This is a genomic window from Mycobacterium sp. 1164966.3 (genome assembly GCF_001665395.1).
Taxonomy (GTDB): domain Bacteria; phylum Actinomycetota; class Actinomycetes; order Mycobacteriales; family Mycobacteriaceae; genus Mycobacterium.
In genome coordinates this window covers 397289-423514 of sequence record NZ_LZSG01000044.1, presented here as the reverse complement: position 1 = coordinate 423514, position 26226 = coordinate 397289, and the positions used below count along the sequence as shown (strand labels likewise).

General features: G+C 67.6%; 24 protein-coding genes. 12 read left to right on the top strand and 12 right to left on the bottom strand.

Going from position 1 to position 26226, the window contains the following annotated elements; translation table 11 throughout:
• Positions 1-147 precede the first annotated feature (147 nt).
• On the bottom strand, positions 148-1113 hold the full coding sequence (locus A9W99_RS17760) for a diacylglycerol kinase family protein (RefSeq protein WP_067380695.1): 966 nt from the start codon (positions 1111-1113) through the stop codon (positions 148-150).
• Between the two features lie 70 nt (positions 1114-1183).
• Here A9W99_RS17760 and A9W99_RS17755 point away from each other — a divergent pair, with 70 nt between their 5' ends.
• A complete protein-coding gene (locus tag A9W99_RS17755; RefSeq protein WP_067380692.1) occupies positions 1184-1627 on the top strand; it encodes a hypothetical protein in 444 nt (147 codons plus the stop codon).
• Here A9W99_RS17755 and A9W99_RS17750 read toward each other — a convergent pair.
• From A9W99_RS17750 to A9W99_RS17740, 3 genes are read right to left on the bottom strand one after another with little or no spacing between them, the layout of a single operon-like run.
• Positions 1579-2061, bottom strand: coding sequence for a GNAT family N-acetyltransferase (locus tag A9W99_RS17750; RefSeq protein WP_067380689.1), 483 nt, complete (start codon positions 2059-2061; stop codon positions 1579-1581). The two genes, A9W99_RS17755 and A9W99_RS17750, sit on opposite strands and share 49 nt — an antisense overlap.
• Positions 2054-3157, bottom strand: a complete 1104-nt coding sequence (locus tag A9W99_RS17745) for an isochorismate synthase MenF (RefSeq protein ID WP_067380686.1) — start codon at positions 3155-3157, stop codon at positions 2054-2056. Before A9W99_RS17745 ends, A9W99_RS17750 begins: the two co-directional genes overlap by 8 nt.
• Complete coding sequence (locus A9W99_RS17740; RefSeq protein WP_067380683.1) at positions 3154-3756, bottom strand: acid phosphatase; 603 nt, start codon at positions 3754-3756, stop codon at positions 3154-3156. The genes A9W99_RS17745 and A9W99_RS17740 overlap by 4 nt, the downstream gene beginning before the upstream one ends.
• Before the next feature lie 122 nt (positions 3757-3878).
• Between A9W99_RS17740 and A9W99_RS17735 the strand changes: the two genes are divergently transcribed.
• Positions 3879-4676 carry a ParA family protein gene (locus A9W99_RS17735; protein ID WP_067380679.1) on the top strand — a complete coding sequence of 266 codons (798 nt, stop codon included), beginning with the start codon at positions 3879-3881 and terminating at the stop codon, positions 4674-4676.
• A 62-nt stretch (positions 4677-4738) separates the two neighbouring features.
• On the opposite strand, the gene A9W99_RS17730 is transcribed toward A9W99_RS17735, so the two are convergent.
• Together A9W99_RS17730 and A9W99_RS17725 are read right to left on the bottom strand one after the other, a co-directional pair.
• A complete protein-coding gene (locus A9W99_RS17730; RefSeq protein WP_067380973.1) occupies positions 4739-5953 on the bottom strand; it encodes a hypothetical protein in 1215 nt (404 codons plus the stop codon).
• Positions 5954-5966: 13 nt separating this feature from the next.
• Complete coding sequence (locus A9W99_RS17725) at positions 5967-7505, bottom strand: DEAD/DEAH box helicase (RefSeq protein ID WP_067380676.1); 1539 nt, start codon at positions 7503-7505, stop codon at positions 5967-5969.
• Positions 7506-7779: 274 nt separating this feature from the next.
• Between A9W99_RS17725 and A9W99_RS17720 the strand changes: the two genes are divergently transcribed.
• Positions 7780-8475, top strand: a complete 696-nt coding sequence (locus A9W99_RS17720) for a ferritin-like fold-containing protein (RefSeq protein WP_067380673.1) — start codon at positions 7780-7782, stop codon at positions 8473-8475.
• On the opposite strand, the gene A9W99_RS17715 is transcribed toward A9W99_RS17720, so the two are convergent.
• On the bottom strand, positions 8472-9179 hold the full coding sequence (locus A9W99_RS17715; protein ID WP_156623155.1) for an MmpS family transport accessory protein: 708 nt from the start codon (positions 9177-9179) through the stop codon (positions 8472-8474). The genes A9W99_RS17720 and A9W99_RS17715 overlap by 4 nt on opposite strands.
• A 205-nt stretch (positions 9180-9384) precedes the next feature.
• On the opposite strand from A9W99_RS17715, the gene A9W99_RS17710 reads away from it, so the two are divergent.
• Positions 9385-9636 (top strand): DUF3107 domain-containing protein, encoded by a 252-nt coding sequence (locus tag A9W99_RS17710; protein WP_067380668.1) that lies wholly within the window; start codon positions 9385-9387, stop codon positions 9634-9636.
• Here the strand turns inward: A9W99_RS17710 and A9W99_RS17705 are convergent.
• The gene (locus A9W99_RS17705; protein ID WP_067380970.1) at positions 9633-10319 is read right to left on the bottom strand and encodes a TetR/AcrR family transcriptional regulator; all 687 of its coding nucleotides are present in this window, start codon (positions 10317-10319) and stop codon (positions 9633-9635) included. The genes A9W99_RS17710 and A9W99_RS17705 overlap by 4 nt on opposite strands.
• Positions 10320-10522: 203 nt before the next feature.
• On the opposite strand from A9W99_RS17705, the gene A9W99_RS17700 reads away from it, so the two are divergent.
• The 3 genes from A9W99_RS17700 (at position 10523) to A9W99_RS17690 (ending at position 13790) form a co-directional block, all read left to right on the top strand.
• The gene (locus A9W99_RS17700; protein ID WP_067380665.1) at positions 10523-11548 is read left to right on the top strand and encodes a DUF3152 domain-containing protein; all 1026 of its coding nucleotides are present in this window, start codon (positions 10523-10525) and stop codon (positions 11546-11548) included.
• A gap of 153 nt (positions 11549-11701) precedes the next feature.
• Positions 11702-12898 carry an adenylyltransferase/sulfurtransferase MoeZ gene (moeZ, locus tag A9W99_RS17695; protein WP_067380662.1) on the top strand — a complete coding sequence of 399 codons (1197 nt, stop codon included), beginning with the start codon at positions 11702-11704 and terminating at the stop codon, positions 12896-12898.
• Positions 12899-12935: 37 nt separating this feature from the next.
• Complete coding sequence (locus A9W99_RS17690; RefSeq protein ID WP_067380660.1) at positions 12936-13790, top strand: TIGR02569 family protein; 855 nt, start codon at positions 12936-12938, stop codon at positions 13788-13790.
• On the opposite strand, the gene A9W99_RS17685 is transcribed toward A9W99_RS17690, so the two are convergent.
• From A9W99_RS17685 to A9W99_RS17675, 3 genes are read right to left on the bottom strand one after another with little or no spacing between them, the layout of a single operon-like run.
• On the bottom strand, positions 13787-14095 hold the full coding sequence (locus A9W99_RS17685; protein WP_067380657.1) for an MGMT family protein: 309 nt from the start codon (positions 14093-14095) through the stop codon (positions 13787-13789). The two genes, A9W99_RS17690 and A9W99_RS17685, sit on opposite strands and share 4 nt — an antisense overlap.
• A gap of 2 nt (positions 14096-14097) precedes the next feature.
• A complete protein-coding gene (locus tag A9W99_RS17680) occupies positions 14098-14883 on the bottom strand; it encodes an alpha/beta fold hydrolase (RefSeq protein ID WP_067380967.1) in 786 nt (261 codons plus the stop codon).
• A 55-nt stretch (positions 14884-14938) separates the two neighbouring features.
• Complete coding sequence (locus A9W99_RS17675) at positions 14939-15124, bottom strand: hypothetical protein (RefSeq protein WP_156623154.1); 186 nt, start codon at positions 15122-15124, stop codon at positions 14939-14941.
• A gap of 214 nt (positions 15125-15338) precedes the next feature.
• Between A9W99_RS17675 and A9W99_RS17670 the strand changes: the two genes are divergently transcribed.
• Genes A9W99_RS17670 through nudC form a run of 4 tightly spaced genes read left to right on the top strand, consistent with a single transcriptional unit; the run spans position 15339 to position 23768 of the window.
• Positions 15339-18422 carry an ATP-dependent DNA helicase gene (locus A9W99_RS17670; RefSeq protein WP_067380651.1) on the top strand — a complete coding sequence of 1028 codons (3084 nt, stop codon included), beginning with the start codon at positions 15339-15341 and terminating at the stop codon, positions 18420-18422.
• On the top strand, positions 18419-21718 hold the full coding sequence (locus A9W99_RS17665; protein ID WP_067380964.1) for an ATP-dependent DNA helicase: 3300 nt from the start codon (positions 18419-18421) through the stop codon (positions 21716-21718). Before A9W99_RS17670 ends, A9W99_RS17665 begins: the two co-directional genes overlap by 4 nt.
• 50 nt (positions 21719-21768) lie before the next feature.
• Positions 21769-22839, top strand: coding sequence for a TrkA family potassium uptake protein (locus A9W99_RS17660; protein ID WP_067380650.1), 1071 nt, complete (start codon positions 21769-21771; stop codon positions 22837-22839).
• Positions 22840-22844: 5 nt separating this feature from the next.
• On the top strand, positions 22845-23768 hold the full coding sequence (nudC, locus tag A9W99_RS17655; protein WP_067380647.1) for an NAD(+) diphosphatase: 924 nt from the start codon (positions 22845-22847) through the stop codon (positions 23766-23768).
• On the opposite strand, the gene mrx1 is transcribed toward nudC, so the two are convergent.
• Positions 23765-24016, bottom strand: coding sequence for a mycoredoxin Mrx1 (gene mrx1, locus A9W99_RS17650; protein WP_067380644.1), 252 nt, complete (start codon positions 24014-24016; stop codon positions 23765-23767). The genes nudC and mrx1 overlap by 4 nt on opposite strands.
• 95 nt (positions 24017-24111) lie before the next feature.
• Between mrx1 and A9W99_RS17645 the strand changes: the two genes are divergently transcribed.
• Complete coding sequence (locus tag A9W99_RS17645; protein ID WP_172828902.1) at positions 24112-26223, top strand: ATP-dependent DNA helicase UvrD2; 2112 nt, start codon at positions 24112-24114, stop codon at positions 26221-26223.
• Positions 26224-26226 lie beyond the last annotated feature (3 nt).

The following is a 26226-nucleotide window of genomic DNA, read 5'->3' as shown; positions in this document are numbered from 1 at the left end:
CAAGAGATGTCAATAGCGTCAGTTAGCTCGTGGGCTATCTCACTTTGACGAACTCTTACTAAAGCCCTTACACCGTTGTACTACACTGCGGCCCGCTTCCCTAGAGATTTTCGTCTCACTTTCCGGCCATCGGCTCGTCGCTGCAGTTCAGGACGGCTTTTTGGTGGGCGGTGCGACCACTGCCAACGCGTCGGGAACCGTTCGGAACGTCATGCCTTCGCGCATGCCGAGGTACTCCCCGTCGAACTGGGTGGCAGCCGGTTCACCGTTGGTGGTGACACGCAGCCAAGCCGTGTCGTCGTCGCGGATGAGTTGCTTTGCCTGCGGGTTGGGGCGTTTCGAGAGCATTTGGCGCACCAATCGCAGGGTGGGGAAAACCTTCATACTGGTGAGCGCGAACACACCGAGACCCGTCTCGAAGCTGCAATCGGGGTTCGTCACCATCGGCCGCTCGTTGCTGTAGGTCCACGGCGTGGTGTTGGACACCCAGGCGAAGTGCACGCCCGAAATGGCCTCGCGGTCCGGCAATTCCAGCGTCATGGTCGGTTCGCGGCGACTGAAGCCGACCGCGACGGGCACCGCCACTCGCCAATAGCGCAACGGGGTCACCTTGGCGCCCTTTCTGCGTTGGGCTTCCACTCCGGCGACCACTTCCGCGTCGACGCCCATCCCCGCATTGATGACGGCCCAGGTCTCACCGCAGTCGATCAGGCTGATCCGGCGCCAGGTCCGGTCACGGCGGTAGTCGTCGAGCAGCTGGATCAGCTGGTTGGTGGCGGCAACCGGGTCCCGGGATAGGCCCAGCGATCTGGTCAGCACATTCGCCGAGCCGCCCGGAACCACCGCAACCGCCGGCAGGTTTTCTCTCGGTGTGCTCCCCGGGCGGCCCAGCAAGCCGTTGACCACTCTGCTGATCGTTCCGTCGCCGCCGTGCACCACCACCAGGTCGACTCCGTTCGCGGCGGCGGTGTGAGCGAGTTCAGCCCCGTGACCTGGATGGGTGGTGTGCTCGACGGTGAGCTCGAGGCGGCTTTTGAGCGCGCTTGCCAACAGGTCACGGGCGGCCGGTGTGGTGGAGGTGGCAGCGGGGTTGACGATCAGCACGGCGCGCATGATGCACGAGCTTAAGGCTTGTCCGTGAGAGGCCGGCTGACCAGCCGACAAGCGTGACTACGCTGGCGTCGTGACGAATCCAGGCCGTGATCCGGCCCCGCGTGCCGTACGCAGCGCCGGTGTGATCGTCGGGCTGCAGGGGGTGGCGGCATTGGCGGTGGCCGCGGTGCTGGTGGTCCGCGGGCTCGCCGGAGCCGACCAGCGCGTGGTCAACGGGATGGGGACCGCGATCTGGTTCGCGCTGATCGGCGGCGCCGTGCTGGCTGCCGGCTGGGCCTTGGTGATCGGTAAGCGCTGGGGTCGTGGCCTAGGAGTGTTCACGCAATTGCTGCTGCTCCCGATTGCCTGGTACGTCGCGGTGGGCTCGCATCGGCTCGCGTTCGGGATCCCGCTCGCGTTGATAGCGCTGAGCGCGTTGGTCTTGCTGTTCAGTCCCGCAGCGGTGCGCTGGGCGGCGGGCGGCTATCAGCGTGACCGCGCCAGCTCGGCCAAGCCCGAGCCGGACAGCCGATAGGTGGTCCATTCCCGCTGCGGCACCGCCCCGATTCGGTCGTACAGCGCGATGGCGTCCGAGTTCCAGTTCAGCACCGCCCACGACAACCGCGTATAGCCCTGGTCTTGGCATTCGCGGGCCAGCTCCGAAAGCAGCGCGCGAGCCAGCCCGCGGCGGCGAAACTTGGCCCTTACGAACAGATCTTCCAGATAGATCCCCGCGACACCGTCCCACGTGGAGAAGCTGATAAACCACAGCGCCATCGCAGCGATTTCGCCGTCTGCCACCGCGACGTGGCCGTGCACCGTCGGCGACTCGCCGAATAGTGCTGTGGCGATCTGCGTTTCGGTGACCGTGCATTGATCGGGCGCGCGCTCGAATTCGGCCAGTCCGTGGATCATGTCGGCAATGTCGGCGGTGTCCTGCGGGACGGCGCGGCGGATGAACTCAGCCATGCACAGCCCCCAGCGCATTGAGTATCGTGGCGAATTTCGTTGTGGTTTCGTCGACTTCGTCATCGGGATTGGACTCGGCGACGATTCCTCCGCCGGCGTGCGCCAGCGCGGTGCGCCGGTCGGGCGACAGCTGCGCGCAGCGGATGGACACCACCCAGCGACCGTCGCCGCGGGCATCGCACCAGCCCACCGCACCGGCATAGAACCCGCGGTCCCCTTCCAGCTCGCGGATGAGCTCTGACGCGGGCTTGGTCGGTACTCCACCGACCGCCGGGGTGGGATGCAGCGCCAACGCCAAATCGATTGCGGTGGTAGAGGAATCGCGCAGCCGGCCGCTGATCGGTGTGCACAGGTGCCAGACCGCCGCGGTGCGGCTCAGTTGCGGCTGGGGCGCGATGGTCAGCTCGTCGCACAGCGGTTCCAGCGCCGCGCGCATGGTGTCGATGACAAATTGGTGCTCGTGCCGGTCCTTGGCGGAGTCGGCCAGCGCCGCACCGTGGGCGGCGTCGACGTCCGGGTCGGCGGAACGCGGGGCCGAGCCCGCAAACGGTTGGCACACAACGTGATTGCCGGAGCGAGCGATCAGAAGCTCGGGGCTTGCGCCCACCAGCGCCGCGCCGACGTAGTCGTCGCCCGCGGGAGTGAGGTCGACCAGGTAACCGTATGCGGTCGGGTCGGCCTCGACCAGACGGCGCAGGATGACCCGGGCGTCCAACGATTCGTCGGCGCCGAGTTGCAGCGCACGGGCCAGTACCACCTTGCGCAACGGGTTGTCCGGTGCCGCGAGCTGTTCCCGGGCCCGGCTGATCCGGGCGCGGTGGTCGGCAGGCGCCGGCAAGGTCGCCGTGATTCGCACCGCGGGCAGCGGTCCCGCTGGCCAGTCGGGCAGCGCGTCGGTGCGCCGCACGGCCTCCGGCACCAGCAGTGCGGCGGGTCTGGTCACGTCGAAAGGCAACGCGCCCAACACCATTGGAGCCGACCCCGAGCGGAGGGCGGCTTGCGCGGCGGTCACGTCGCGGTACTGCGTCCGCACTCCGTCGGCAACCAGAGTCCCCGTCGGCCCGCATAGCGCGAACGGCGGTTCGCGCGCTGTCACTGCCCCGTCAATCCGAGTGCAACAAGCTGGCGCACCCCGTGCTCGAAGCCGCAGACCGCGACCGACGCGGTTGGCATGCCGAATCGGCTGCCTTCCACCAGGGGAAGCTCGACCCAGCGGGTGATCACCGACCGGGAGAAGTGGCTGTGGCCGACGAAAATCACGTCGCGCGATGCCATGTGCTCGAGCGCCATTGCCACGGCCCGATCGGCGCGATCGCTGACCTGCTCGACGCTTTCGCCGTCCGGGCATCCATGAGTCCATACCAGCCAATCAGGTTCGGATTCACGAATTTGCGCGGTGGTCAGTCCCTCGTAGGAACCGTAATCCCATTCGGCGAGTAGCGGAGAAACCTCATCGACCGTGAGGCCGGCCAATTCGGCGGTGACCACGGCGCGCTGTCGTGGGCTGCTGATCACCAGCGGGTCGGTGATTTCCAGTTCGTCGAGGGCCTGGCCGGACAGCTCCGCCTGGGCTCGGCCGGCGTCGGTCAACTCGAGCTCGGTGACGCCGGTGTGCTGACCTGATTTCGACCACTCGGTCTCGCCGTGGCGGAGCAGCAGCAGTCGGTGGTTTTCCACACCGTCTTTCACGCCCATGCCCACCGATTCTGCCGGACCGACATGCCAGAGCCATTGCGGGAGCCACCGTCCGAAGCTTTGGGCCAAGGACGTGCCAGGATGGGCAGAGTGACCGCGCAGCAATAAGGAGGAGCGGCGCTTTGACTAAAACGCGGGTATTGGCAGTGGCCAACCAGAAGGGCGGCGTGGCCAAGACGACGACGGTCGCCTCGTTGGGTGCGGCAATGGCGGATATCGGAAAGCGCGTCCTGCTTGTCGATCTGGACCCGCAAGGCTGTTTGACCTTCTCGCTTGGCCAAGACCCGGACAAGCTGCCGGTGTCCGTGCACGAGGTGCTCCTCGGTGAGGTCGAGCCGAACGCCGCGCTGGTCACCACCAATGAGGGAATGACCCTGCTGCCGGCCAACATCGACCTGGCCGGTGCCGAGGCGATGTTGCTGATGCGGGCCGGCCGCGAGTACGCGCTCAAGCGTGCGCTGGCCAAACTCTCCGACTTCGACGTCGTCGTCGTGGATTGCCCGCCCTCGCTGGGCGTGCTCACGCTCAACGGGTTGACGGCCGCCAACGAGGTCATCGTGCCGCTGCAATGCGAGACGCTGGCCCACCGCGGTGTCGGGCAGTTTCTGCGCACGGTTGCCGACGTCCAGCAGATCACCAACCCGGACCTGCGGTTGCTGGGCGCGTTGCCGACGCTGTACGACTCGCGAACTACGCACACCCGCGACGTGCTGGTCGACGTTGCCGACCGCTACGACCTGCCCGTGCTGGCTCCGCCGATCCCGCGCACGGTTCGATTCGCCGAGGCCACCGCATCGGGTTCGTCGGTGATGGCCGGGCGCAAGAACAAGGGAGCGGTCGCCTATCGGGAGCTGGCCGAGGCGCTGGTGAAGCACTGGAAGACCGGCAAACCACTGCCCAGCTTCACCGTCGAGGTTTAGCGAGCAGACGCAAAATCGCCCGTTTCGGGCCGAAATAGGGCATGTTGCGTCTGCTCGGCCGGCTAACCCAGCGCCACCACGGTGTCGCCGCGCTGCTCGAAGACCCTGGAACCCGAAACGGCCGGGACGACCGCCGAACTGCTCGGCTGCCGGCTCACCGGAATGAAGCTGGTGTTCTCGCCACTGATCGGGTCATACACCCCGAGGCCACCGGTGATGGGCACCAGCAGCTGGCCCGCCATCATCGCTCCCGGACCCAGCGGCGTCGCCGTCTCGCCGGGGGCGATCGTGTAGCGAAGACTCAGCTTGCCCGTTTCGAAGACCATCAAGGAGTCGCCGGTCCACCAGGTCACCAGGTTGCCGGCCGGCGAGGCGACAGCCGAACTCGACGGCGGCTTGGGCAGCAGCGTGCTCGCCACCGTCGCGCCCGTCTCATCGATGATGTCGACTTTCGGTTGCGGCAGGGGCAGATACACGGCCGTGCTGGTGTCCGAAACGGCCAGCACGCGAGCACCCGAGCCGGGCCGGATCCCGGGTTCGGAGACAAGATGTTGCTGGGGTTCGTCGTCGTCTTTGCCGGGCCGCAACAGCACGAGCCGCAGATCGGCCTGGTTAGTGCAGGCCTCGAGCACCGATACCGCAGACGAGCTGGCCGCTGCCGACTCCAGCCGGCAGCCCGAATGCAGGCCTCGCGCCGAAGGTTTCACCCGGGCGTCGGTCTCGCCATAGACCAACATCCGGACCATGTCGGAGCGCCACAGCTCGAGGCGAGTCTGGCCGGCCGACAAGACGGTGGTGCCGTCGGCGGACAGGCGCACGGCCGGATCGGCATAACTGCTACGCGCGGGTCCGCGACGACCGGTGGCTCCGTCAATGGTGCTGACCTGCCCACAACCGCGGTCGTCGCGGTAGACGGCGACGGCGAAGTGATAGACCCAGGACAACCCGCACAGGTCGGTGTCGCGGGAGTAGTTCCAGCGCGTTTCACCCGTGGCGGGGTCATGTCCTCGCACCTGTCGCCCGTCGCCGGTAGTCACCGACCCGCCGACCACGACCGGCGCCGTGGTGGCCGGGCTCGTGGCGCTCCACAGCTGCTTCAGCTCGGTCGGCACGTATTTGGCCGTAGTGGGGTGAGGCGCCGGCGAGGCAGCCGGCCGGCTGACGGTGGCGCGGGCGTCGCTGGTCCACCAGATCAGCGCCGCGATCACGGCGACCACCAGCGCGATCGTCGTGGCGGCCACGATGTCACCTTTAGTCCGGCGTTCGGGTCGCACCATGAGGAACCGTTGGTCAGTTCGTCTGCGCGGCGAGCTTCGCTCCACGGTCCTGGGCGTCCCCACCGCCACCGCGCCGGCGGCGACGACGGCGACGGGCTGTTCCCGGGTCACCCGACGCGGGCGCGGACGGCGACTCCGCAGGGGCCTCGACGTTGGCGCCATTCGCACCGGCGGGGTGGCCGGTGACGGGTTGGCCGCCGCGGGTACGACGGCGCCGCGCGCCGCCGCTGCGGGTGCGTGGCTTCGGGCTGGTGCCTGCCTTCTCGGCGCCGGTGTTGCGCCGTTTGACCGGCGACTTGCGCGCCGCTCCGACCTTGCCGCCGGCGTCGGCCGGGATGGCCAGTTCGGCGTAGAGATGTGGCGAACTCGAGTAGGTCTCCGCCGGGTCCGGGGACCCCAGGCCCAGCGCCTTGTCGATCATCGCCCAGCGTTCCAGCTCGTCCCAATCCACCAGGGTGACCGCGATGCCGGTGCGTCCAGCCCGGCCGGTGCGCCCGATGCGGTGGACGTACATCTTGTCGTCCTCGGGGCACTGGTAGTTGATGACGTGGGTGATGTCGTCGATGTCGATGCCGCGCGCGGCCACGTCGGTGGCCACCAGCACGTCGATGTCGCCGGCGCGAAACGCCTTGAGAGCCTTCTCGCGCGCTATCTGCCCGAGATCACCGTGCACGGCACCGACGGCGAAGCCGCGTTCGGCCAGCTCGTCGGCAACCTTCTGGGCGGTGCGCTTGGTGCGGGTGAAGACCATGGTGGCGCCGCGGTCACGGGCCTGCAGGATTCGGCTGACCAGCTCCACCTTGTCCAGCGCGTGGGCGCGGTAGACGAACTGCTCGGTGGTGTCATGCACGGCCAGCGAGTGCGGCGACTCCGCCCGGATGTGGGTGGGCTGGTCCATGAAGGTGCGGGCCAGCGTGATGATCGGGTCCGGCATGGTCGCCGAGAACAGCATCGACTGGCGGTCGGCGGGGATCTGACGCAGGATGCGCTCGATGTCGGGCAGAAAACCCAGGTCGAGCATCTCGTCGGCCTCGTCGAGTACCAGCATCGACAGCCCGCCCAGCTGCAGGTGACCCTGCTGGCAGAGGTCGAGCAGCCGGCCCGGTGTGCCGACCACGACGTCGGCGCCGCTCTGCAACGCCTCGATCTGCGGTTCGTAGGCACGTCCGCCGTAGATGGACACCACCGACAGGGGTCTGGGCGCGCTGTCGCCGGCGGTCAGGTATTTGGCCGCGGTGGCCAAGTCGCCGGTCACCTGCAGGCACAGCTCGCGGGTGGGCACCACCACGAGGGCGCGCGGAGCGCCGCTGAGCGGCCGTGCGGCGTCACCGGCCGTGATCCGCTGTAGCAGCGGCACGCCGAAGGCGAAGGTCTTGCCCATGCCGGTGCGGGCCTGGCCGATGACGTCCTCGCCGGCCAGCGCCAGCGGCAACGTCAATTCTTGGATAGCAAAGGGATGGTCAATGCCCTTTTCCGATAATGCGCGGGCGATTTCGTCGCGGACTCCGAGTTTGGCAAATGTGGGTTCAGTTGTGCTCTTGAGCGCGGTCATACGGGGTGAATAAGCCTTCCGGTGACGGTATTTCGGGTTGTCGGTTTCTCTCTCGCGGTCACGCGCGCACTGAGTTTCGACTCCGAAATTCCGGGTCGCCGGCCGATGTTCGGTCCAGGGGAGCCCGATCCGAACGCGGCAGCTGTGCGCGCACATTTCGCCGGTGACGGCAGTACCAAAAAGGCACACAGATACAGCCATTACCTATGAGCATCATAGCTGGTGGCTCAGCGGGCACCCATTTGCGCTCAAGCTTGCCGACTAGAGTGTTGCCATGACCTCGCCCTCTTCCGCGGACCAGCTGGCAGATTCAGCGACACCACGGATCCCGGCGGATCATCCGGCCGTCAACGAATTCTTTGCGCTGCTGGCATATGCCGAGGTGGCTGCGTTTTATCGGCTGACCGAGGAGGCGCGGATGGCGCCGGACCTACGCGGCCGGATCTCGATGGCCAGCATCGCCGCCGCCGAGATGGGCCACTATGAGCTGCTGCGCGACGCCCTGGAAAGTCGTGGCGTCGACGTGGTTTCGGCCATGGCGAAATATGTCTCCGCGCTGGATAACTACCACCGGCTGACCACGCCGAGCACGTGGCTGGAAGCCCTGGTGAAGACGTATGTCGCCGATGCCCTGGCGTCCACTTTGTACCTCGAGATCGCCGGCGCCTTGCCTGAGGAGGTTGCCGACGTCGTGCGCGCTGCCCTCGCGGAGACCGCACACTCGCAGTTCGTCGTCGCCGAGGTGCGTAAGGCGGTTACCGCAAGTAGTAAACAGCGCAGCCGGCTAGCACTGTGGTCTCGCCGGTTGTTCGGCGAGACGATCACCCAGGCCCAGTACCTGCTGGCTGACCACGACGAGCTGGTCGACCTGGTGGTATCCGGGACCCAGGGCCTCAGTCAGCTCGGCGCGTTCTTCGACCGCCTACAGGAGACGCACGACCAACGGATGCGCGATCTCGGCTTGAGTTAACGGGTGCAGGTCGCCAGGTTCCCATTTTTGGCCGATGCGACCACCGTTTGACCCGCGGCGTTGACCACAGCGCAGTTGAGCTGGCTATAGATGCTCGTCGCGATGACCGACTTGGTCTGCACGCCGGGGTTCAGTACCACGATCTTCGTCCACGGCAGCGCCACGTTGAGCTCGGTGCGCGGATAGCCGTGCGCATCGGTATAGACGATGTTCACCAGGTCGAAGACCTGCTTGGTACCGGTGACGGTGTAGACCACCGTGCGCGGGTTCACCGTGGCCGACGGCGGTATTGCGGTGGGCGCCGGCGCGGCGGTCGGGGTCCGCGGCAGCGTCGTGCCGGGCAGTCTGCCCGACGGTGGCACTGTGGTGACCGTTTCGGGCGGTAGCGACGGTCGCAAAGACGGTATTGGTGTTTCGCTGGGCGGAGCGGTCGCCCGCGGTGTGGTGGAAATCACCGGTGTCCGAGTGGCCGGCGGCCCGATGGTGGCTTTGGTCGACGCGCTGTCGCCGCTGTTGATGATGACCGCAGTCGCGACGGCGCCGATCGCCACAACCGCACCGGCGACCGCCGCGATGGGGCCCCATCGAGGGCCGCCCGGCAAGAGTGATTCGCCGTAGCCGTCGTAGTCGGCTCCGGTCTCGTCGTACTCGTCGTCCGGGTAGTCCTCTACCTCGTCGTCGAGATGGGGCAGGGTGGCACTGATGGTGCCGATGTTATAGATGTGAAAGCGGCAGGGTGGCGGCCTCGGGGCGGGTTGTGACGGGTTGCAAGCGAATCGTTATCCGCTCGCGAGCTTCGTTTCGCTGACCGCGAACTGGCAGGTGGGGGCCGGGGGGCGATATCTGCGAACGCCGTCAACTAGCCTGCTGCTGACACGTATTGCGAGGGAACAGCTGGAAGGGGCGAGCGTGGAGGTCAAGGTCGGTATCACAGACAGTCCGCGCGAGCTGGTCTTTTCCAGTGCGCAAACGCCTGACGAAGTCGAAGAACTCGTCAATGCCGCGTTGCGGGAGGGCTCGGGTCTGTTGAGCCTGAGCGACGAGAAGGGGCGCCGTTTCCTGATCCATACCGCCAAAATCGCCTATGTCGAAATCGGCGTCGCCGACGCCCGGCGGGTCGGCTTCGGAATCGGGCTCGATTCCGCTCAGAAAGGGCACTAAGAGCGGGTAAGCGGCACGTGCGACAGTCCGCCCCAGGCGAACTGCACAGTGCCCTCGACGGCGTCCGACTTGGAAATCGGGCGGTCTGCGTCCAGCCAATACCGAGCGGCGTCGACGCTCATGCCGACCAAGCCCACCGCGATCATCCGGGCGCGATGGGGCTCCAATCCGGAATCTTCGGCGATCAGGGCGAACACCGCGTCGATGCACGATTCGGTGGCCGCCCGCACCTGCGCGGCCACCTCGGGCTCGGTGACGTAGTCGTTTTCGAAGATCAGCCGGTAACCCTGACTGTCGTGCTCGATGAAGTCGAAGAATGCCTGGACCGCCGCATGAAGCCGCTGCCGGTTGTCGGTGGTAGTGCGCAGCGCCTGCTGCACGCCGGAGACCAGGTTCTCCACGTGCCGGTGGAGCACCGCCAGATACAGCTCGAGCTTGCTTGAAAAGTGTTGATACAGAACGGGTTTGCTGACCCCTGCCCGGTCTGCGATCTCGTCCATACCGGTCGCGTGGAAACCGTGGTCGACGAAGACGTCGCTGGCGACGACGAGCAGCTGCCCGCGACGCTCGTCGCGGGGCAGCCGGTTGCCGCGCCGGGTGGACGCGGTCATGCTGTCTGCGGACCGCGCCCGGTCGGCCGCCTTGACGGCACGGTGTTGCGCTGTCTTGGCGAGATCGCTCATCGGGTCCTCATCTGATTCGTTGGCCACCCAAGCGCGGGCGGGCCCAACCTCCTGGCTCGTCGGAAAGACATTACTACCCATGACCGCCTCAGGACGGCCCATCGACCGGCATCGCCGATGTTGGTGCTGGCAGGCGGGAGTGTTGAGGTGCGCTCGGGCGCGCCAGCAGTCGCAGTCGGCGCCGGCTATGCCATCCTGGGGAAATGACTTCACCGCGGCCAGTGCGCAGCACCGGTCGGGCACCGGTGCTGCGTGACGAATGGCGAGAACCGCTGCGGGCGCAGCGCGACCCGCTCGCCGAGGCCGGACGCGCTCGAGCAGAACGCGACCGACCGCGTCGTCAATGGCGCAAACAAACCTGGCTGGGGCGGTTCGTGTCGACCTACGGCTGGCGCGCGTACGCGCTGCCGGTGCTGGCGGCGCTGACCGTACTGGTGGTGTACCAGACGGTGACCGGGACCAGCGCGCCCAAGCCGGCGGCCAGCGAGTCACTGCAGGGACCGCCGGCCATCGGTTCGGTGGGTACCGCGATTCTGGACGCACCGCCTCGCGGCTTGGCCGCCTTCGACGACAACCTGCCGGCCGGGACGCTGCCGGACGGTGGTCCGTTCACCGAAGCCGGCGAAAAGGCCTGGCATGTCGTTCCGGGCACGTCGCCGCAGGTCGGTCAGGGCACCGCGAAAGTTTTCAAATACACCGTCGAGATCGAGAACGGCCTGGACCCGACGATGTACGGCGGGGACAACGCCTTTGCCCAAATGGTCGACCAGACGCTGGCAAACCCGAAGGGCTGGACGCACAACCCGCAGTTCGCGTTCGTCCGGATCGATAACGGCAAACCCGATTTTCGGATTTCCTTGGCGTCTCCGGTAACGGTGCGTGAGGGGTGCGGCTACGAATTCCGGTTGGAGACGTCGTGCTACAACCCGGTCTACGGAGCTGACCGCCAGGCGCGGGTGTTCATCAATGAGGCGCGCTGGGTGCGCGGAGCGGTTCCCTTCGAAGGGGATATCGGCTCGTATCGGCAGTATGTGATCAACCACGAGGTCGGCCACGCCATCGGTTACGTGCGCCACGAGCCGTGCGACAAGCAGGGCGGTCTGGCCCCGGTGATGATGCAGCAGACGTTCTCCACGTCCGATGATGACGGAGCCAAGTTCGACCCCGAATTCGTCAAGCCGGACGGCAAAACCTGCCGGTTCAATCCCTGGCCGTACCCGATCGCCTGACCGGCCTCCACGAGTGTCACGCCCGCGTGGCCGTCGGCGTCAAGCGCTGCGACAGCGTGACGGTGGGTGCGCCGGGAGCAACCCAACACGTTTGCCGTTGAGCAGGGCAGCTGCTGTGATGGAAGTTGAATTGCAAACCGAGGAGATGTTTCGGTGTCGACATCCCAGACATCACTGCCACCACTAGTGGAGCCGGCCGCCCAGCTGAGTCGCGAAGAGGTGGCTCGCTACAGCCGTCACCTGATCATCCCTGACCTCGGCGTGGACGGGCAGAAGAGGCTCAAGAACGCGCGTGTCCTGGTGATCGGCGCCGGCGGACTCGGCGCGCCGGCCTTGCTCTACCTGGCCGCGGCCGGTGTCGGCACGATCGGCATCGTCGACTTCGACGTCGTTGACGAGTCGAATTTGCAGCGCCAGATCATCCACGGAACAGCCGACGTCGGACGCTCGAAGGCCCAGTCGGCGCGCGACTCGATCCTGGCGATCAACTCCCTGGTCGACGTGCGACTGCACGAATTCAGGCTGGACCACCGCAACGCCGTGGACCTGTTCCGGCAATACGACCTGATCATGGACGGCACCGACAACTTCGCCACCCGCTACCTGATCAACGACGCCGCGGTGCTGGCGAAGAAGCCGTACGTGTGGGGGTCCATCTACCGCTTCGAGGGCCAGGTCTCGGTCTTCTGGGAGGACGCGCCCGACGGCCGCGGCCTCAACTACCGCGACCTGTATCCGGCGCCGCCGCCGCCCGGCATGGTGCCGTCCTGCGCCGAAGGCGGTGTGCTGGGGATCATCTGCGCGTCCGTCGCGTCGGTGATGGGTACCGAGGCGATCAAGCTGATCACCGGGATCGGCGAATCGCTGCTCGGTCGGTTGATGATTTACGACGCGCTGGAGATGAGCTACCGCACCATCAAGATCCGCAAGGATCCATCCGAGAAGTCAAGGCCGAGAATCACCGAGCTGATCGATTACGACGACTTCTGCGGCGTGGTCCCCGAGGACGCCGGCGCGGCGGTCAGCGGCTCCACCATCACACCGCAGGAGTTGCGGGATTTGCTGGACTCCGGCAAGAAACTGGCCCTGATCGACGTCCGTGAACCCGTCGAATGGGACATCGTGCACATCGAAGGAGCGCAGCTGATCCCGAAGTCGTCGCTCAGCTCGGGCGAGGGACTGGCCAAGCTGCCTCAGGACCGCATGCCGGTGCTCTACTGCAAGACGGGAGTGCGCTCCGCTGAGGCGCTGGCCGCGGTGAAGAAAGCCGGTTTCTCCGACGCGGTCCATCTGCAGGGCGGGATCGTCGCTTGGGCCAAACAGATGCAGCCCGACATGGTGATGTACTGAGCCAGGCCGTGGGGCGCCCTCTACTAGGCTGACGCGTGTGAATGTCGAGCCACCGCCCGAACACGTGCTGGTGGCGTTCGGTTTGAGCGGTGTGAAGCCGATCCGGTTGGGCGCCGGGTGGGAAGACGGGTGGCGATGCGGCGAGGTCGTTCTGTCGCTGGTGGCCGACAACGCGCGCGCGGCCTGGTCTGCCCGGGTGCGCGAGACGCTGTTCGTCGACGGCGTTCGGCTGGCCCGGCCGGTCCGCTCGACCGACGGGCGGTATGTGGTTTCGGGCTGGCGGGCCGACACATTCGTCGCCGGCAAGCCGGAGCCCAGGCACGATGAAGTCGTCTCGGCGGCGGTGCGACTGCACGAGGCGACGGGCAAGCTGGAACGTCCTCGATTCCTGACTCAGGGACCCACGGCGCCGTGGGGGGAGGTGGACGTTTTCATCGCCGCGGACCGCGCGGCCTGGGAAGAACGGCCGTTGCAGTCGGTGCCGCCGGGGGCGCGTACCGCGCCTGCCACGGCCGACGCAGAGCAATCGATCGACATGATCAATCAGCTCGCCGGGCTGCGCAAGCCGACTAAGAGCCCGAACCAGTTGGTGCACGGAGATCTATACGGCACAGTGCTTTTCATCGGCACCGCGGCGCCGGGGATCACCGACATCACACCATACTGGCGACCGGCTTCGTGGGCCGCGGCCGTCGTCGTGATCGACGCGCTGTCCTGGGGCGAAGCCGACGACGGACTCATCGAACGCTGGAACGCATTGCCCGAGTGGCCACAGATGTTGTTGCGGGCGTTGATGTTTCGGCTGGCCGTACACGCGTTGCACCCACGGTCCACCGCCGAGGCCTTTCCCGGTTTGGCCCGCACCGCGGCTCTGGTCAGGCTGGTGCTCTAAATACCGCGTGGATACTGGTGGCGAACTTCGCGGAGCGCGACCCTGCCGTCGATGCTGAGTACTCCCTCGGCGCGCAGCAGCTCCAGCTGCCGGGTGGTCAGATGCCTGGCCGGACGGCCGGAAGCAGTGATCACCCGATGCCAGGGCAGGTCCGAGGAGTCGGTCCGCATGATCCAGCCCACGATCCGCGGACTGGAAAGCCCTGCGACAGCGGCGATGTCGCCGTAGGTGGCGACTCGGCCGGGCGGAATCGCCGCGACCAAGAAGCGCACCCGCTCGACCTGCTCGTCGGTTATCTGCGCCATGGTCACACCGCTGTCAACTGCTTGCGGATCAGCGCGGCGATCTCTGCGGGCTTTGCGTGCGGCACCATGTGGTCGCACTCGAAATCCAGCAACTCGAAGTCGGGGCCCAACCGCTCCTGCAGGCTCGCGACGAGTTCGTTGCCGACATACGGCGGCGAGGTCCACTTGGCCCGGACCAGAATCGTCGGCGTTCCCGCCGGCGGTAGCACGACGTCGCGGGCCAACTCACTCCAGTAGGACATCATCGCCGGCAGGCTGATGTGCCAGCTGTAGCGTCCGTTCGGCAACTCGATCAGGTGTTCGTCGAGGTCGGCATCGAGCACCGCGGGATCCACGTCCGCCCACGACCCGCCCGCCTTCTCTTGGCGCGCCTCTGCGCGGTCGGTGTAGTCGGGAGAGGCGAACATCGCTCCGGCGATCTCGCTCATCCACTTCCCGTCCAGGCCGACGGCGGGGTCAAGCAACAGCAACCCGGCCACTTGCTCCGGTCGGACCGCGGCAAGGTTCATGGCGAGAGCCCCGCCGAACGAGTGCCCAACCACCAGCACCGGGGTTTCGGCGACGTCGTCGAGCAGGGCAGCCAGCGCGGCTACGTTCGCGTCGATGCTCCACGGCGCGGCCCACGACGACTTCCCATGGCCGAGTAGATCGGGTGCGGCAACGGCGATTTCGGGCACGTAGCCAGCGAGGTGCTGCCACCGCCCGCCGTGGCCGGTCAGCCCGTGCAGAGCCAGCATTCGCACCGGGCCGGTCGGGCCGAAGCGATGCACATGCAGGTCGGCGGTCACGGGTAGATGGTGCCAGCTCACACCCGGGCCCGCGGAAGGAGGTCTACCCGCAGGGTCAGTAGTCGATGTCCCTTTCGTCATCCGGAACAGGGACCTCTATCGCCTGGTCGATCACATCGGCTTCGTTGGCGTCACGATCCGTCGTTGTCAGGTAGGAAGTGTCCAGGACGGTTTCGTCGGGGAAATCCGCAGGCAGCTGCTGTTCGACCGCGTCGGCTTCGGGCACTTCGTCAGACGGCATGAAACCTCCCACGTCTGTCACGTTCCAAACCCTCCCTTGTCTTGTCTCGGTGTGCGTACTTGGTATGCACAGGGCCCCGCACGAGGGTGTACCTCCAATTGGCCGTTTCGACACTCGGGATTCCAGTATCCGGACAACGCCGACAAAGTGCACACCGGTTGGCCGAACCCTCCGCCCGGCCCGACTTGTCAGACCCTCGTGATTGCATGCGGCTATGTCGTACACCTGGGGCACTGAGGCGCGTGCCGTTCTGGACCCGGGCGCGCGCGGCCTGGTCCGTGTCCTCGGTGGTCCCGGGACGGGCAAGAGCAGCCTGCTGGTCGACGTCGCGGTGGCTCGAGTAGGTGCCGGTGCCGACCCGGAATCTGTTCTGCTGCTTACCGGTTCGGGCCGGATCGGGACGCGCGCCCGCAGCACCCTGACGGCGGCCCTGCTGCGAGCACGCGACGCGCGCCCCGGTCGCGCCGCGGTCCGCGAGCCGTTGGTCCGCACCGTGCACAGCTACGCCTACGCGGTGTTGCGGCGAGCCGCGGCACGCGCGGGCGAGGCGCCCCCGCGGCTGCTCACCAGCGCTGAACAGGACGCCATAATCCGGGAACTGCTGGCCGGAGACGTCGCAGACGGCTCAGCCGCCGCGGCCTCCTGGCCGGAATATCTGCGGCCCGCGCTGAGCACCGCGGGCTTCGCCACCGAGCTGCGAAACCTATTGGCGCGCTGCGCCGAGCGAGGAATAGACCCGATGGAGCTGCAGCGCCTGGGCCGACGGTGTGGGCGTCCCGAGTGGACCGCTGCCGGCCAGTTCGCGCGACAGTACGAGCAGGTGATGTTGCTGCGGGCGGCGGTCGGGACGGCGGCGCCGCAGGCGCTGGGCGCCGCCGAACTCGTCGGTGCCGCGCTGGAAGCTTTCGCCGTCGACCCGGAACTGTTGGCAGCCGAACGCGCCCGGGTGCGTGTCCTGTTGATCGACGACGCCCAGCAACTCGACCCGCAAGCCGCGCGGCTGGTCGGCGTGCTGGCCTCCGGCGCCGAATTATCGCTGGTGGCAGGCGATCCCAACCAGGCAGTGTTCGGGTTCCGGGGCGGCGAATCCGATGGGCTGCTCGCCATCGACAGCCCGTCGGTGACGCTGACAGCGTCACATCGCTGTGCGCCGGCGGTGGCGCGGGCCATCACCGGTATAGCGCGCAGGCTGCCCGGAGCGTCTGTCGGCAGGCATGTTGACGGGACGCGGACGGAGGATGGGTCGGTCAGCGTGCGCCTCGCCGCCTCCGCGCACGCAGAGGCGGCGACGATCGCCGATGCGCTGCGGCGAGCGCACCTTATTGACGGGGTGCCCTGGTCGGAGATGGCGGTGATCGTCAGGTCGGTGCCGCGAGCAGCCGCCCGGCTGCCGCGCGCACTGGCAGCCGCCGGCGTGCCGGTTGCCCTTCCCGCCGACGGCGGACCGGTTTGCGCCCAACCCGCGGCTCACGCACTGCTCACCGTCCTGGCCGCGACCGCAGACGGCCTCGACGGAGAGCGGGCGCTGACGCTGCTGACCGGCCCGATCGGTCGTGTCGATCCGGTCTCACTTCGGCGGCTGCGTCGCACACTTCAGCGCGGCAGGGCCGGACGGGCCCCGGACAACTTCGGTGATCTGCTGGTCGAGGCGCTGACGGGGCAGGAGCCGCTGCCTAACTCGCTGCGCCGGGTCCGCGCGGTGCTGGAAGCCGCCGCCCGCTGCCATCGGGAAGAACAAGACCCGCGCTACACGCTGTGGGCGGCGTGGCATCGGTCCGGTCTACAGCGGCGATGGCTGGCGACTTGCGAGCGCGGCGGTCCGGCCGGCGCCCAGGCGATCAGGGACCTCGACGCCGTAACTGCCCTGTTCGACATCACCGATCACTACGTCGCGCGCACGTCGGGAGCGACCCTGAGCGGTCTCGTCGAACACGTTGCTGCGCTGCAGCTTCCGGGTGCCAACCGTGACCCGATATCGCGAGGCGAAGAGGTCCGGGTGCTCAGTGCCCATGCGGCCCTGGGGCAGGAATGGGATCTGGTGGTGATCGCCGGTTTACAGGATGGCCTGTGGCCCAACATGATTCCGCGCGGCGGCGTGCTCGGCACCCAGCGTCTGCTCGACGAACTCGACGGTGTCGGCGAGGACGCGTCGGTGCGTGCGCCGCTGCTCGCCGAAGAGCGCCGGCTGCTGGTAGCGGCAATGGGACGGGCGCGACGGCAGTTGCTGGTGACGGCCGTGGACAGTGACACCGACGGACCGGGACTGGAAGCCGCGTTGCCTTCGGCGTTCTTTACCGAGATCGCACAACTGGTCGGTGACGACACCGTTGCGGCACAACCGATCTCGGAGCCGCGGGTATTGTCGACGGCAGCCTTGGTGGGCCGGTTGCGCAGTGTGGTGTGCGCACCGGACGGGGCCGTCGACGACGGAAAGCGCCATTGTGCGGCAACGCAATTGGCCCGGCTGGCCAGGGCGGGCGTGCCCGGCGCCGACCCGGCCGGCTGGCACGGCCTGATCCCGCTCAGCACCGGTGAGCCTTTGCGCGACGACGACGGGCCTGTGACGCTGACGCCGTCGACATTGCAGACGCTCACCGACTGCCCGCTGCGTTGGCTTGCCGAACGGCACGGCGGGACGAACGCGCGTGAGCTGCGTTCCAGCGTCGGCTCGGTGATGCACGCGCTGATCGCCGAGCCGGACAAGACGGAGGCACAGCTGGTGGAGGAGCTCGACCGGATATGGGAGCATCTGCCCTTCGACGCGCAGTGGTATTCGGCCAACGAGCTGGCCCGGCACCTCGCCATGATCCAGGCATTCGTCGAGTGGCGAACCCAGACCCGCGGCGAGTTGACCGAGGTTGGCGTCGAGGTCGACGTCGACGGGACCTTGGCGAACGTGAGATTGCGCGGCCGGGTTGACCGACTCGAACGCGATGCGGCCGGCCGGCTGGTGGTCGTCGACCTCAAGACTGGAAAGACGCCGGTCAGCAAGGACGACGCGCAACAACACGCCCAGCTGGCGATGTATCAGCTTGCGGTGGCCGAGGGCATGCTTCCGGCCGGTGACGAGCCCGGCGGCGCCCGCCTGGTCTACCTCGGCAAGACGGGATCCACTGGCGTCACCGAACGCGAGCAGGATCCGCTTACCCCGGCCACGCGCGACCACTGGCGCAACCTCGTAGAGCAGGCGGCTGCCGCGACGGCCGGGCCGCATTTCGTGGCCCGCCGCAATGCCGGTTGCGCGAACTGCCCGGTACGGCCCTCGTGCCCGGCCCACACCGAGGGGACAGCGCCATGACCCCGGTGCGCTACACTCCCGACGAATTAGCCTGTGCGCTAGGGCTTTTCCCGCCTACGGCCGAGCAGTCCGCCGTCATCGCCGCCCCACCCGGTCCGCTCGTCGTCATCGCCGGGGCCGGGGCCGGGAAAACCGAGACGATGGCCGCTCGAGTGGTGTGGCTGGTCGCCAACGGCTACGCCGAACCCGGTCAAGTGCTTGGGTTGACGTTCACCCGCAAGGCTGCCGGGCAGTTGCAGCGCAGGGTCCGGTCCCGGCTGGACCGGTTGGCCGGCATCGGCCTGGGCGCGGCGGGTCGCCCTCAATTGGGCTCCGCCGGTGCGTCAGCCACCGAGCCGGCGGGCTCCCCGGTGATCAGCACCTACCACGCGTTCGCCGGGTCGTTATTGCGCGACTACGGGTTGCTGTTGCCCGTCGAGCCCACTACCCGGTTGCTGAGCGAGACAGAGCTGTGGCAGCTGGCGTTTGATGTGGTCACCGGATACCGCGGCGAACTGCGCACCGACAAAACGCCCGCCGCGGTCACTTCGATGGTGCTGCGGCTATGGAATCAGCTCGCCGAGCACCTGGTGGACACCCGCCAGCTGCGCGACACCCACGTCGAGCTGGAACGGCTGGTGCACCATCTCCCGGCCGGTCCCTACCAACGCGACCGTGGGCCGAACCAATGGCTGTTGCGGTTGCTGTCCACCCAGACCGAGCGCGCCGAGCTGGTGCCGCTGCTAGATGCGCTACAGGAACGGATGCGCGCCGCGACGGTAATGGACTTCGGGGCGCAGATGGCGTGTGCCGCGCGACTGGCCGCGACCTTTCCGCAGGTCGGTGCCGAGCTGCGCAACCGCTACCGGGTGGTCCTGCTCGACGAATACCAGGACACCGGGCATGCCCAACGCGTCGCGCTGTCGTCGCTGTTCGGAGGTGGTGCCGACGACGGCTTGGCGCTGACCGCCGTCGGGGACCCGATCCAGTCGATCTACGGATGGCGTGGCGCTTCGGCCACCAACCTGCCGCGGTTCACCACCGACTTCCCGTTGTCCGACGGCACCCCCGCGCCGGTCCTGGAACTGCGGACCAGCTGGCGCAATCCGCCGCGGGCCCTGCATCTGGCCAACGCCATATCGGCGGAGGCGCGGCGACGGTCGGTGGCGGTACGCGCGTTGCGCTCGCGGCCCGATGCTGCCCCTGGCACCGTCCGCTGTGCGTTGCTGCCGGATGTGCAAGCCGAACGCGAATGGATTGCCGACCACCTGGACAGGCGGTATCGGCAAGCCAGGGCTGACGGCATCAGCCCCCCGACCGCAGCAGTGCTGGTGCGGCGCAACGCCGATGCCGCACCCGTCGCCGAGGCACTTCGTGCCCGCGGGATCCCGGTCGAGGTTGTCGGGCTGGCCGGCTTGCTGGCCGTCCCCGAGGTCGCCGACCTGGTCGCCATGGTGCGGCTGGTTGCCGATCCCACGGCCGGCGCGGCGGCAATGCGGGTGCTGGCCGGTCCACGCTGGCGACTCGGTGCGCGCGACATTGCCGCGCTGTGGCGGCGCGCACGCGAGCTCGGCGGCGAACAATCGGGCGAGGCGCCCTCGCCCGAGTCCATCGCGATGGCAGCCGGTTCCGACCTGGACACCGCGTGTCTGGCCGACGCCATCAGCGATCCGGGACCGGCCGCCGCGTATTCACCTGCGGGGTATCAGCGCATCAACGCACTGGCCGCTGAATTGAGCACCCTGCGCGGCCACCTCGGTCGCTCCCTGCCAGATCTGGTTGCCGAGGTGCGCCGCGCACTGGGCATCGACTGCGAAGTACGGGCGCTGACATTCGCGGGAATTTCCTGTGGCGCAGCGCATCTCGATGCGTTCGCCGACGTCGTCGCCGCCTACGCGGAGCGGGTGAGCTCGGCGTCGGTGGCTGGTCTGCTCGGCTATCTGGATACGGCCGAGGCGGTCGAGAACGGGTTGCCGCCCGCCCAGCCGGTAGTCGCCACCGACCGCGTCCAGGTGCTCACCGTGCACGCTGCAAAAGGTCTGGAGTGGCAGGTGGTGGCCGTCGCACAGCTGTCCGGTGGCACGTTCCCGTCGACCGCGTCGAGGAGCACCTGGCTCACCGACCCCGCCGAGTTGCCTCCGCTACTGCGCGGTGACCGTGCCCAGCACGGCGCGCTCGGCATCCCGGTGCTGGACACCTCGGACGTCACCAATCGAAAACAGCTGTCGGACAAGATTTTCGCGCATCGTCGCCTGCTTGACCAACGGCGCGTTGACGAGGAACGCCGACTGCTTTACGTCGGCATCACCCGGGCCGAGAACACCTTGCTGGTGTCGGGTCACCACTGGGGCGCGACTGGGATCAAACCGCGTGGTCCGTCGGACTTCCTGTGCGAAATCAAGGACATCATCGACCGGTCGGCTGCTGCCGGAGATCCCTGCGGCGTGGTCGAGCAGTGGGCTCCGGCTCCCGCAGACGGTGTACGAAACCCGCTGCGAGACAACGTCGTCGAGGCGCTATGGCCCACCGATCCGCTGGCCGGGCGCCGCGCCGACGTCGAACGAGGGGCCACCCTGGTCACCCAGGCCATGTCGGCCCCGCACGTCGACGCCGGCGACTCGCCCGATGCCGATATAGAAGGGTGGGCAGCCGACGTCGATGCGTTACTGGCCGAGCGCGTATGCGCCACCCGCCCGCCCATCCACCTGCTCCCCAGCCAGCTGTCGGTCAGCGCTCTGGTGGACCTGGCCCGCGACCCGGCGGCCGCGACACAGCGGCTGATACATCGGCTACCTACTCGTCCTGACCCACATGCATTGCTGGGCAACACCTTTCACTCCTGGGCTCAGCAATTCTACGGCGGCGAGTTGCTGTTCGATCTGGGTGACCTGCCCGGCGCCGTCGATTCCGACGTCGGCGACAGCGAGGAGCTCGCCGCGCTGCAGGAAGCTTTCGCAGCATCACAGTGGGCGGCCCGCACACCGGTGGCCGTCGAGGTGCCGTTCGAGATAGTTGTCGGCGAAACGGTGGTGCGCGGCCGCATTGACGCGGTGTTCGCCGACCCCGACGGCGGAACCACGGTGGTCGACTGGAAGACCGGCCAGCCGCCAAAGGGGCGCGAGGCCATGCGCCAGGCCGCCGTCCAGCTGGCCGTCTACCGGCTGGCCTGGGCTGCCTTGACCGGGTGCCCGCAATCGTCTGTGCGTACCGCGTTTCACTACGTGCGCAGCGGAACCACCGTCATCCCCGATGACCTGCCCGAAGCCGATGAGCTGGCCAAGCTGCTGGCCGACTCCGGTCACCCTCCCAGCGCCTGATCGTGGTTACATGTTTGTCGTGCGCTGGGCCAAAGCAATGACGGACTTCCGTGGCGAAAGGTAGCTGGCGGCGGCTGAGACGCCTCGACGAGAGTCTGACCGTCCAGCCGAGTTACGCGCTTGTCGGCGTGCTGCGTATTCCCCAGGGGCAGGCCGGTCCTGCTCGCATCATCTCCCGCCGGATAGCCATCGCCCTCGGGGCGCTGCTGGTCGGCGCCATCACCGTCTACCTCGATCGGGCTGGATACCACGACGCGCAGGGCGATCCACTCACGTTCCTTGATTGCCTGTACTACTCCGCGGTGACCCTGTCGACCACCGGCTACGGCGACATCACCCCCGTATCCGAGTTCGCCCGCCTGACGAACGTCTTGATCATCACGCCGCTGCGGATCGCGTTCCTGATCTTATTGGTCGGCACGACGCTCGAGGTCGTCACCGAAACGTCCCGGCAGGCATTGAAGATCCAGCGTTGGAGGAGCAGAGTGCGCAACCACACGGTCGTCATCGGTTACGGGACCAAGGGCAAAACGGCCATCGGCGCCATGCTCGGCGACGAGATGGTTCCCGGGGAGATAGTCGTCGTCGACACCGATCGGGCCGCGCTGGACCGCGCCGCTGCCGCAGGTCTGGTGACCGTGCACGGCGACGCCACCAAGTCGGACGTGCTGCGCCTGGCCAGCGTCCAGCACGCGGCCTCGATCATCGTCGCCACTAGCCGTGACGACACCGCGGTGCTGGTCACGTTGACCGCGCGGGAGATTGCGCCCAACGCCAAGATCGTGGCGGCGATCCGGGAAGCCGAGAACCAGCACCTGTTGCGGCAATCGGGAGCGGACTCGGTGGTTGTTTCCTCCGAGACAGCCGGCCGGCTGCTCGGCCTGGCCACCACGACGCCCAGCGTGGTCGAGATGATCGAGGATCTGTTGACCCCGGACGAAGGGCTGGCCATCGCCGAGCGCGAGGTGGAGCAGAGTGAGGTCGGCGGATCCCCGCGGCACCTGAGCGACATCGTGCTCGGCGTGGTCCGCGACGGCCATCTGCTCCGCATCGGTGCGCCGGAGGTGGACGCCATAGAGGCCAGCGACCGGCTGCTCTACATCCGAAACGTGGGGCACTAGCGATCGTGGACTTTCAGCTGCGCAGCATTCCGTTGCTGTCGCGCGTCGGCGCCGACCGGGCCGATCAACTGCGCACCGATGTCGAGGCGGCCACTGCCGGATGGACGGATGCGGCGCTGCTGCGGGTGGATTCGCGCAGCCAGGTGCTCGTGGCCGACGGTCGCGTGGTGCTCGGCGAGGCCGTTGCGCTGGGCGACAAACCGCCACCGGACGCGGTATTCCTCGGCCGCATCGAGGGTGGTCGACACGTCTGGGCGATCCGGGGCGCGCTGGAAGCACCGAAGGATCCCGACGTCCGAACCGAAGTGGTGAATCTTCGTAGCCTCGGCAAGATCTTCGACGACACCAGCAGCCAACTGGTGTCGTCGGCCACCGCGCTGCTCAATTGGCATGACAGCGCCAGGTTCAGCTCGGTGGACGGGTCGCCGACCAAGCCGGCTCGGGGAGGCTGGTCACGCGTCAACCCGATCACCGGGCATGAGGAGTTCCCGCGGATCGACCCGGCGGTCATCTGCCTGGTCCATGACGGCGCCGATCGCGCGGTGCTGGCCCGCCAGGCGATGTGGCCGGAGCGGATGTTCTCCCTACTGGCCGGGTTCGTCGAAGCCGGCGAGTCGTTCGAGGTCTGTGTCGTCCGGGAGATCCGCGAGGAGATCGGCTTGATCGTTCGCGATGTGCGCTACCTGGGCAGTCAGCCCTGGCCGTTCCCGCGGTCGCTGATGGTCGGCTTCCACGCGGTAGCGGACCCGGATCAGGCGTTCTCGTTCAACGACGGCGAGATCGTCGAGGCGTCGTGGTTCACCCGCGCGGAAGTCCGTGCCGCTCTGGACGCCGGCGATTGGACCAGCGCGTCGGAGTCGAAACTGCTTCTGCCCGGGTCGATTTCGATTGCCCGCGTGATCATCGAGTCGTGGGCGGCTCTGGACTAGTCGACCTCGGCCAGCTTCGCCTTGACCTCGCCGGCACTCGGGTTGGTCAGTGTGGACCCGTCGGCGAACTTCACCGTGGGAACAGTCCGGTTGCCGCCGTTGACCGAGCCGACGAACTCGGCCGCCGCCGCGTCGTCTTCGATGTCGACCTCGTCGTAGGCGATTCCGTCAGCTTTGAGGACCGTCTTGAGCCGATGGCAGAAACCACACCACGATGTGGTGTAGATGGTGAGCGCAGCATTGGTCATGGCCCGTTAAACATATCGCGGCGGGGATGCATTCCGGGCAAATCGGTCGTGTCGAAGCGCCCGGCTTGTCGGCCGCCACTGTCAAGATGGACGCCATGCCGATGGTCGCAGAACCCTTGACCGCCGGGCTGGACGACGAGCAGCGCGAGGCAGTGCTGGCTCCGCGCGGACCGGTCTGCGTACTTGCCGGCGCCGGAACGGGCAAGACCCGCACGATCACGCACCGCATCGCCCAGCTCGTCGCGAGTGGTCACGTCGCAGCCGGGCAGGTGCTCGCGGTGACGTTCACCCAGCGCGCGGCGGGGGAGATGCGTTCCCGGCTGCGAGCGCTCGACGCGGCGGCGCAGACCGCATCGGGAATCGGCGCGGTGCAGGCCCTGACGTTTCACGCGGCCGCCCGCCGCCAGCTGCGCTACTTCTGGCCGCGGGTGATCGGCGACACCCGATGGGAGCTGCTGGACACCAAATTCGCCGTCGTCGCCCGCGCGGCCAGCCGCACCAGGCTCAATACCAGCACCGACGACGTCCGGGACCTGGCCGGCGAGATCGAGTGGGCCAAGGCGTCGCTGATCGGCCCCGAGCAGTACGTCGCGGCCGTGGCCTCCGCCGGCCGCGACACCCCGATGGACGCCGAAAAAATCGCCGCGGTCTATACCGCGTACGAGGCGCTCAAAGTCCGCGACGAGACAGTCAGCCTGCTCGATTTCGACGACCTGCTGCTGCACACCGCGGCCGCCATCGAGAACGACGCCGCCGTCGCCGAAGAGTTCCGAGACCGCTACCGCTGCTTCGTCGTCGACGAATACCAGGACGTCACCCCATTGCAGCAGCGGGTGCTGTCGGCGTGGCTGGGCGACCGGGACGACCTGACCGTTGTCGGCGACGCCAACCAGACCATCTACTCATTCACCGGCGCGTCCCCGAGGTTCCTACTCGACTTTTCCCGACGGTTTCCGGAGGCCACCGTGGTTCGGCTGGAGCGCGACTACCGCTCCACTCCGCAGGTGGTGTCGCTGGCCAATCAGGTGATCGCCGCCGCCCGTGGCCGGGTCGCGGGCAGCAAGCTGCAGCTGTCCGGCCAGCGCGAGCCCGGCCCGGCCCCGTCGTTTCACGAGCATTCCGACGAGCCGGCTGAAGCCGCCGCCGTGGCGAAATCGATCGCCGGGCTGATCGAATCCGGTACTCCGGCATCCGAGATCGCGATCCTTTACCGGGTCAACGCGCAATCCGAGGCGTACGAGGAGGCCCTGACCGAAGCGGGCATCGCCTATCAAGTTCGCGGTGGCGAGGGCTTTTTCAATCGACAGGAGATCAAGCAGGCGATGTTGGCCCTGCAGCGTGCGGCCGAACGCGGCCCCGAAGCCGGCGTGGCGGGCTCGTTGCCGGAGGTGGTTCGCGCGGTTCTGCAGCCACTGGGGCTGACGGCCGAGCAGCCCGTGGGCACCCGCGCCAGGGATCGCTGGGAGGCGTTGTGCGCATTGGCCGAACTGGTCGACGGCGAGGTTGCGCAACGTCCACAGCTCGACCTGCCGGGCCTGCTGGCCGAGTTGCGGATGCGAGCCGACGCGCGGCATCCACCGGTGGTGCAGGGCGTCACGCTGGCCTCGCTGCACGCCGCCAAGGGACTCGAGTGGGATGCGGTGTTCCTGGTCGGGCTGGCCGACGGAACCCTACCGATCTCGCACGCCCTGGCGCATGGCGCCGAGAGCGAACCCGTCGAAGAGGAGCGTCGGCTGCTCTATGTCGGAATCACCAGGGCCCGTGTGCATTTGACGCTCAGTTGGGCGTTGGCCAGGACGCCGGGCGCGCGGCAGAGCCGCAAGCCGTCGCGGTTTCTCAACGGCATTGCGCCTCAAACCCGGGCCGATCCGGCCCCGAAATCCCGGCGCACTCGGGGCAGCCCGTCGCGCTGCCGTATCTGCAACAGCGTTCTGAGCACGCCGGCCGCTGTCCTATTGCGACGGTGCGAAAACTGTGCCGGCGACGTCAACGAAGACTTGTTGCTGCGGCTCAAAGCATGGCGGCTGGACATCGCCAAGGAGCAGAAGATTCCGCCCTACATCGTCTTCACCGATAACACCCTGATCGCGATCGCCGAGATGCTGCCCGACGACGACACGGCCCTGATCGCGATCCCCGGCATCGGCGCACGCAAGCTCGAGCAGTACGGCCCAGACGTGCTTGAGCTGGTCCGCCAAGCCCAATGAACA

Excerpts from the sequence above, each read along its gene's own strand:
- A9W99_RS17760 (WP_067380695.1), bottom strand. The coding sequence starts at position 1,113 with ATGCGCGCCGTGCTGATCGTCAACCCCGCTGCCACCTCCACCACACCG.
- A9W99_RS17750 (WP_067380689.1), bottom strand. The coding sequence starts at position 2,061 with ATGGCTGAGTTCATCCGCCGCGCCGTCCCGCAGGACACCGCCGACATT.
- A9W99_RS17740 (WP_067380683.1), bottom strand. The coding sequence starts at position 3,756 with ATGGGCGTGAAAGACGGTGTGGAAAACCACCGACTGCTGCTGCTCCGC.
- A9W99_RS17730 (WP_067380973.1), bottom strand. The coding sequence starts at position 5,953 with ATGGTGCGACCCGAACGCCGGACTAAAGGTGACATCGTGGCCGCCACG.
- A9W99_RS17725 (WP_067380676.1), bottom strand. The coding sequence starts at position 7,505 with ATGACCGCGCTCAAGAGCACAACTGAACCCACATTTGCCAAACTCGGA.
- A9W99_RS17720 (WP_067380673.1), top strand. The coding sequence starts at position 7,780 with ATGACCTCGCCCTCTTCCGCGGACCAGCTGGCAGATTCAGCGACACCA.
- A9W99_RS17705 (WP_067380970.1), bottom strand. The coding sequence starts at position 10,319 with ATGAGCGATCTCGCCAAGACAGCGCAACACCGTGCCGTCAAGGCGGCC.
- A9W99_RS17700 (WP_067380665.1), top strand. The coding sequence starts at position 10,523 with ATGACTTCACCGCGGCCAGTGCGCAGCACCGGTCGGGCACCGGTGCTG.
- A9W99_RS17685 (WP_067380657.1), bottom strand. The coding sequence starts at position 14,095 with ATGGCGCAGATAACCGACGAGCAGGTCGAGCGGGTGCGCTTCTTGGTC.
- A9W99_RS17675 (WP_156623154.1), bottom strand. The coding sequence starts at position 15,124 with ATGCCGTCTGACGAAGTGCCCGAAGCCGACGCGGTCGAACAGCAGCTG.
- A9W99_RS17670 (WP_067380651.1), top strand. The coding sequence starts at position 15,339 with ATGTCGTACACCTGGGGCACTGAGGCGCGTGCCGTTCTGGACCCGGGC.
- A9W99_RS17665 (WP_067380964.1), top strand. The coding sequence starts at position 18,419 with ATGACCCCGGTGCGCTACACTCCCGACGAATTAGCCTGTGCGCTAGGG.
- mrx1 (WP_067380644.1), bottom strand. The coding sequence starts at position 24,016 with ATGACCAATGCTGCGCTCACCATCTACACCACATCGTGGTGTGGTTTC.
- A9W99_RS17645 (WP_172828902.1), top strand. The coding sequence starts at position 24,112 with ATGCCGATGGTCGCAGAACCCTTGACCGCCGGGCTGGACGACGAGCAG.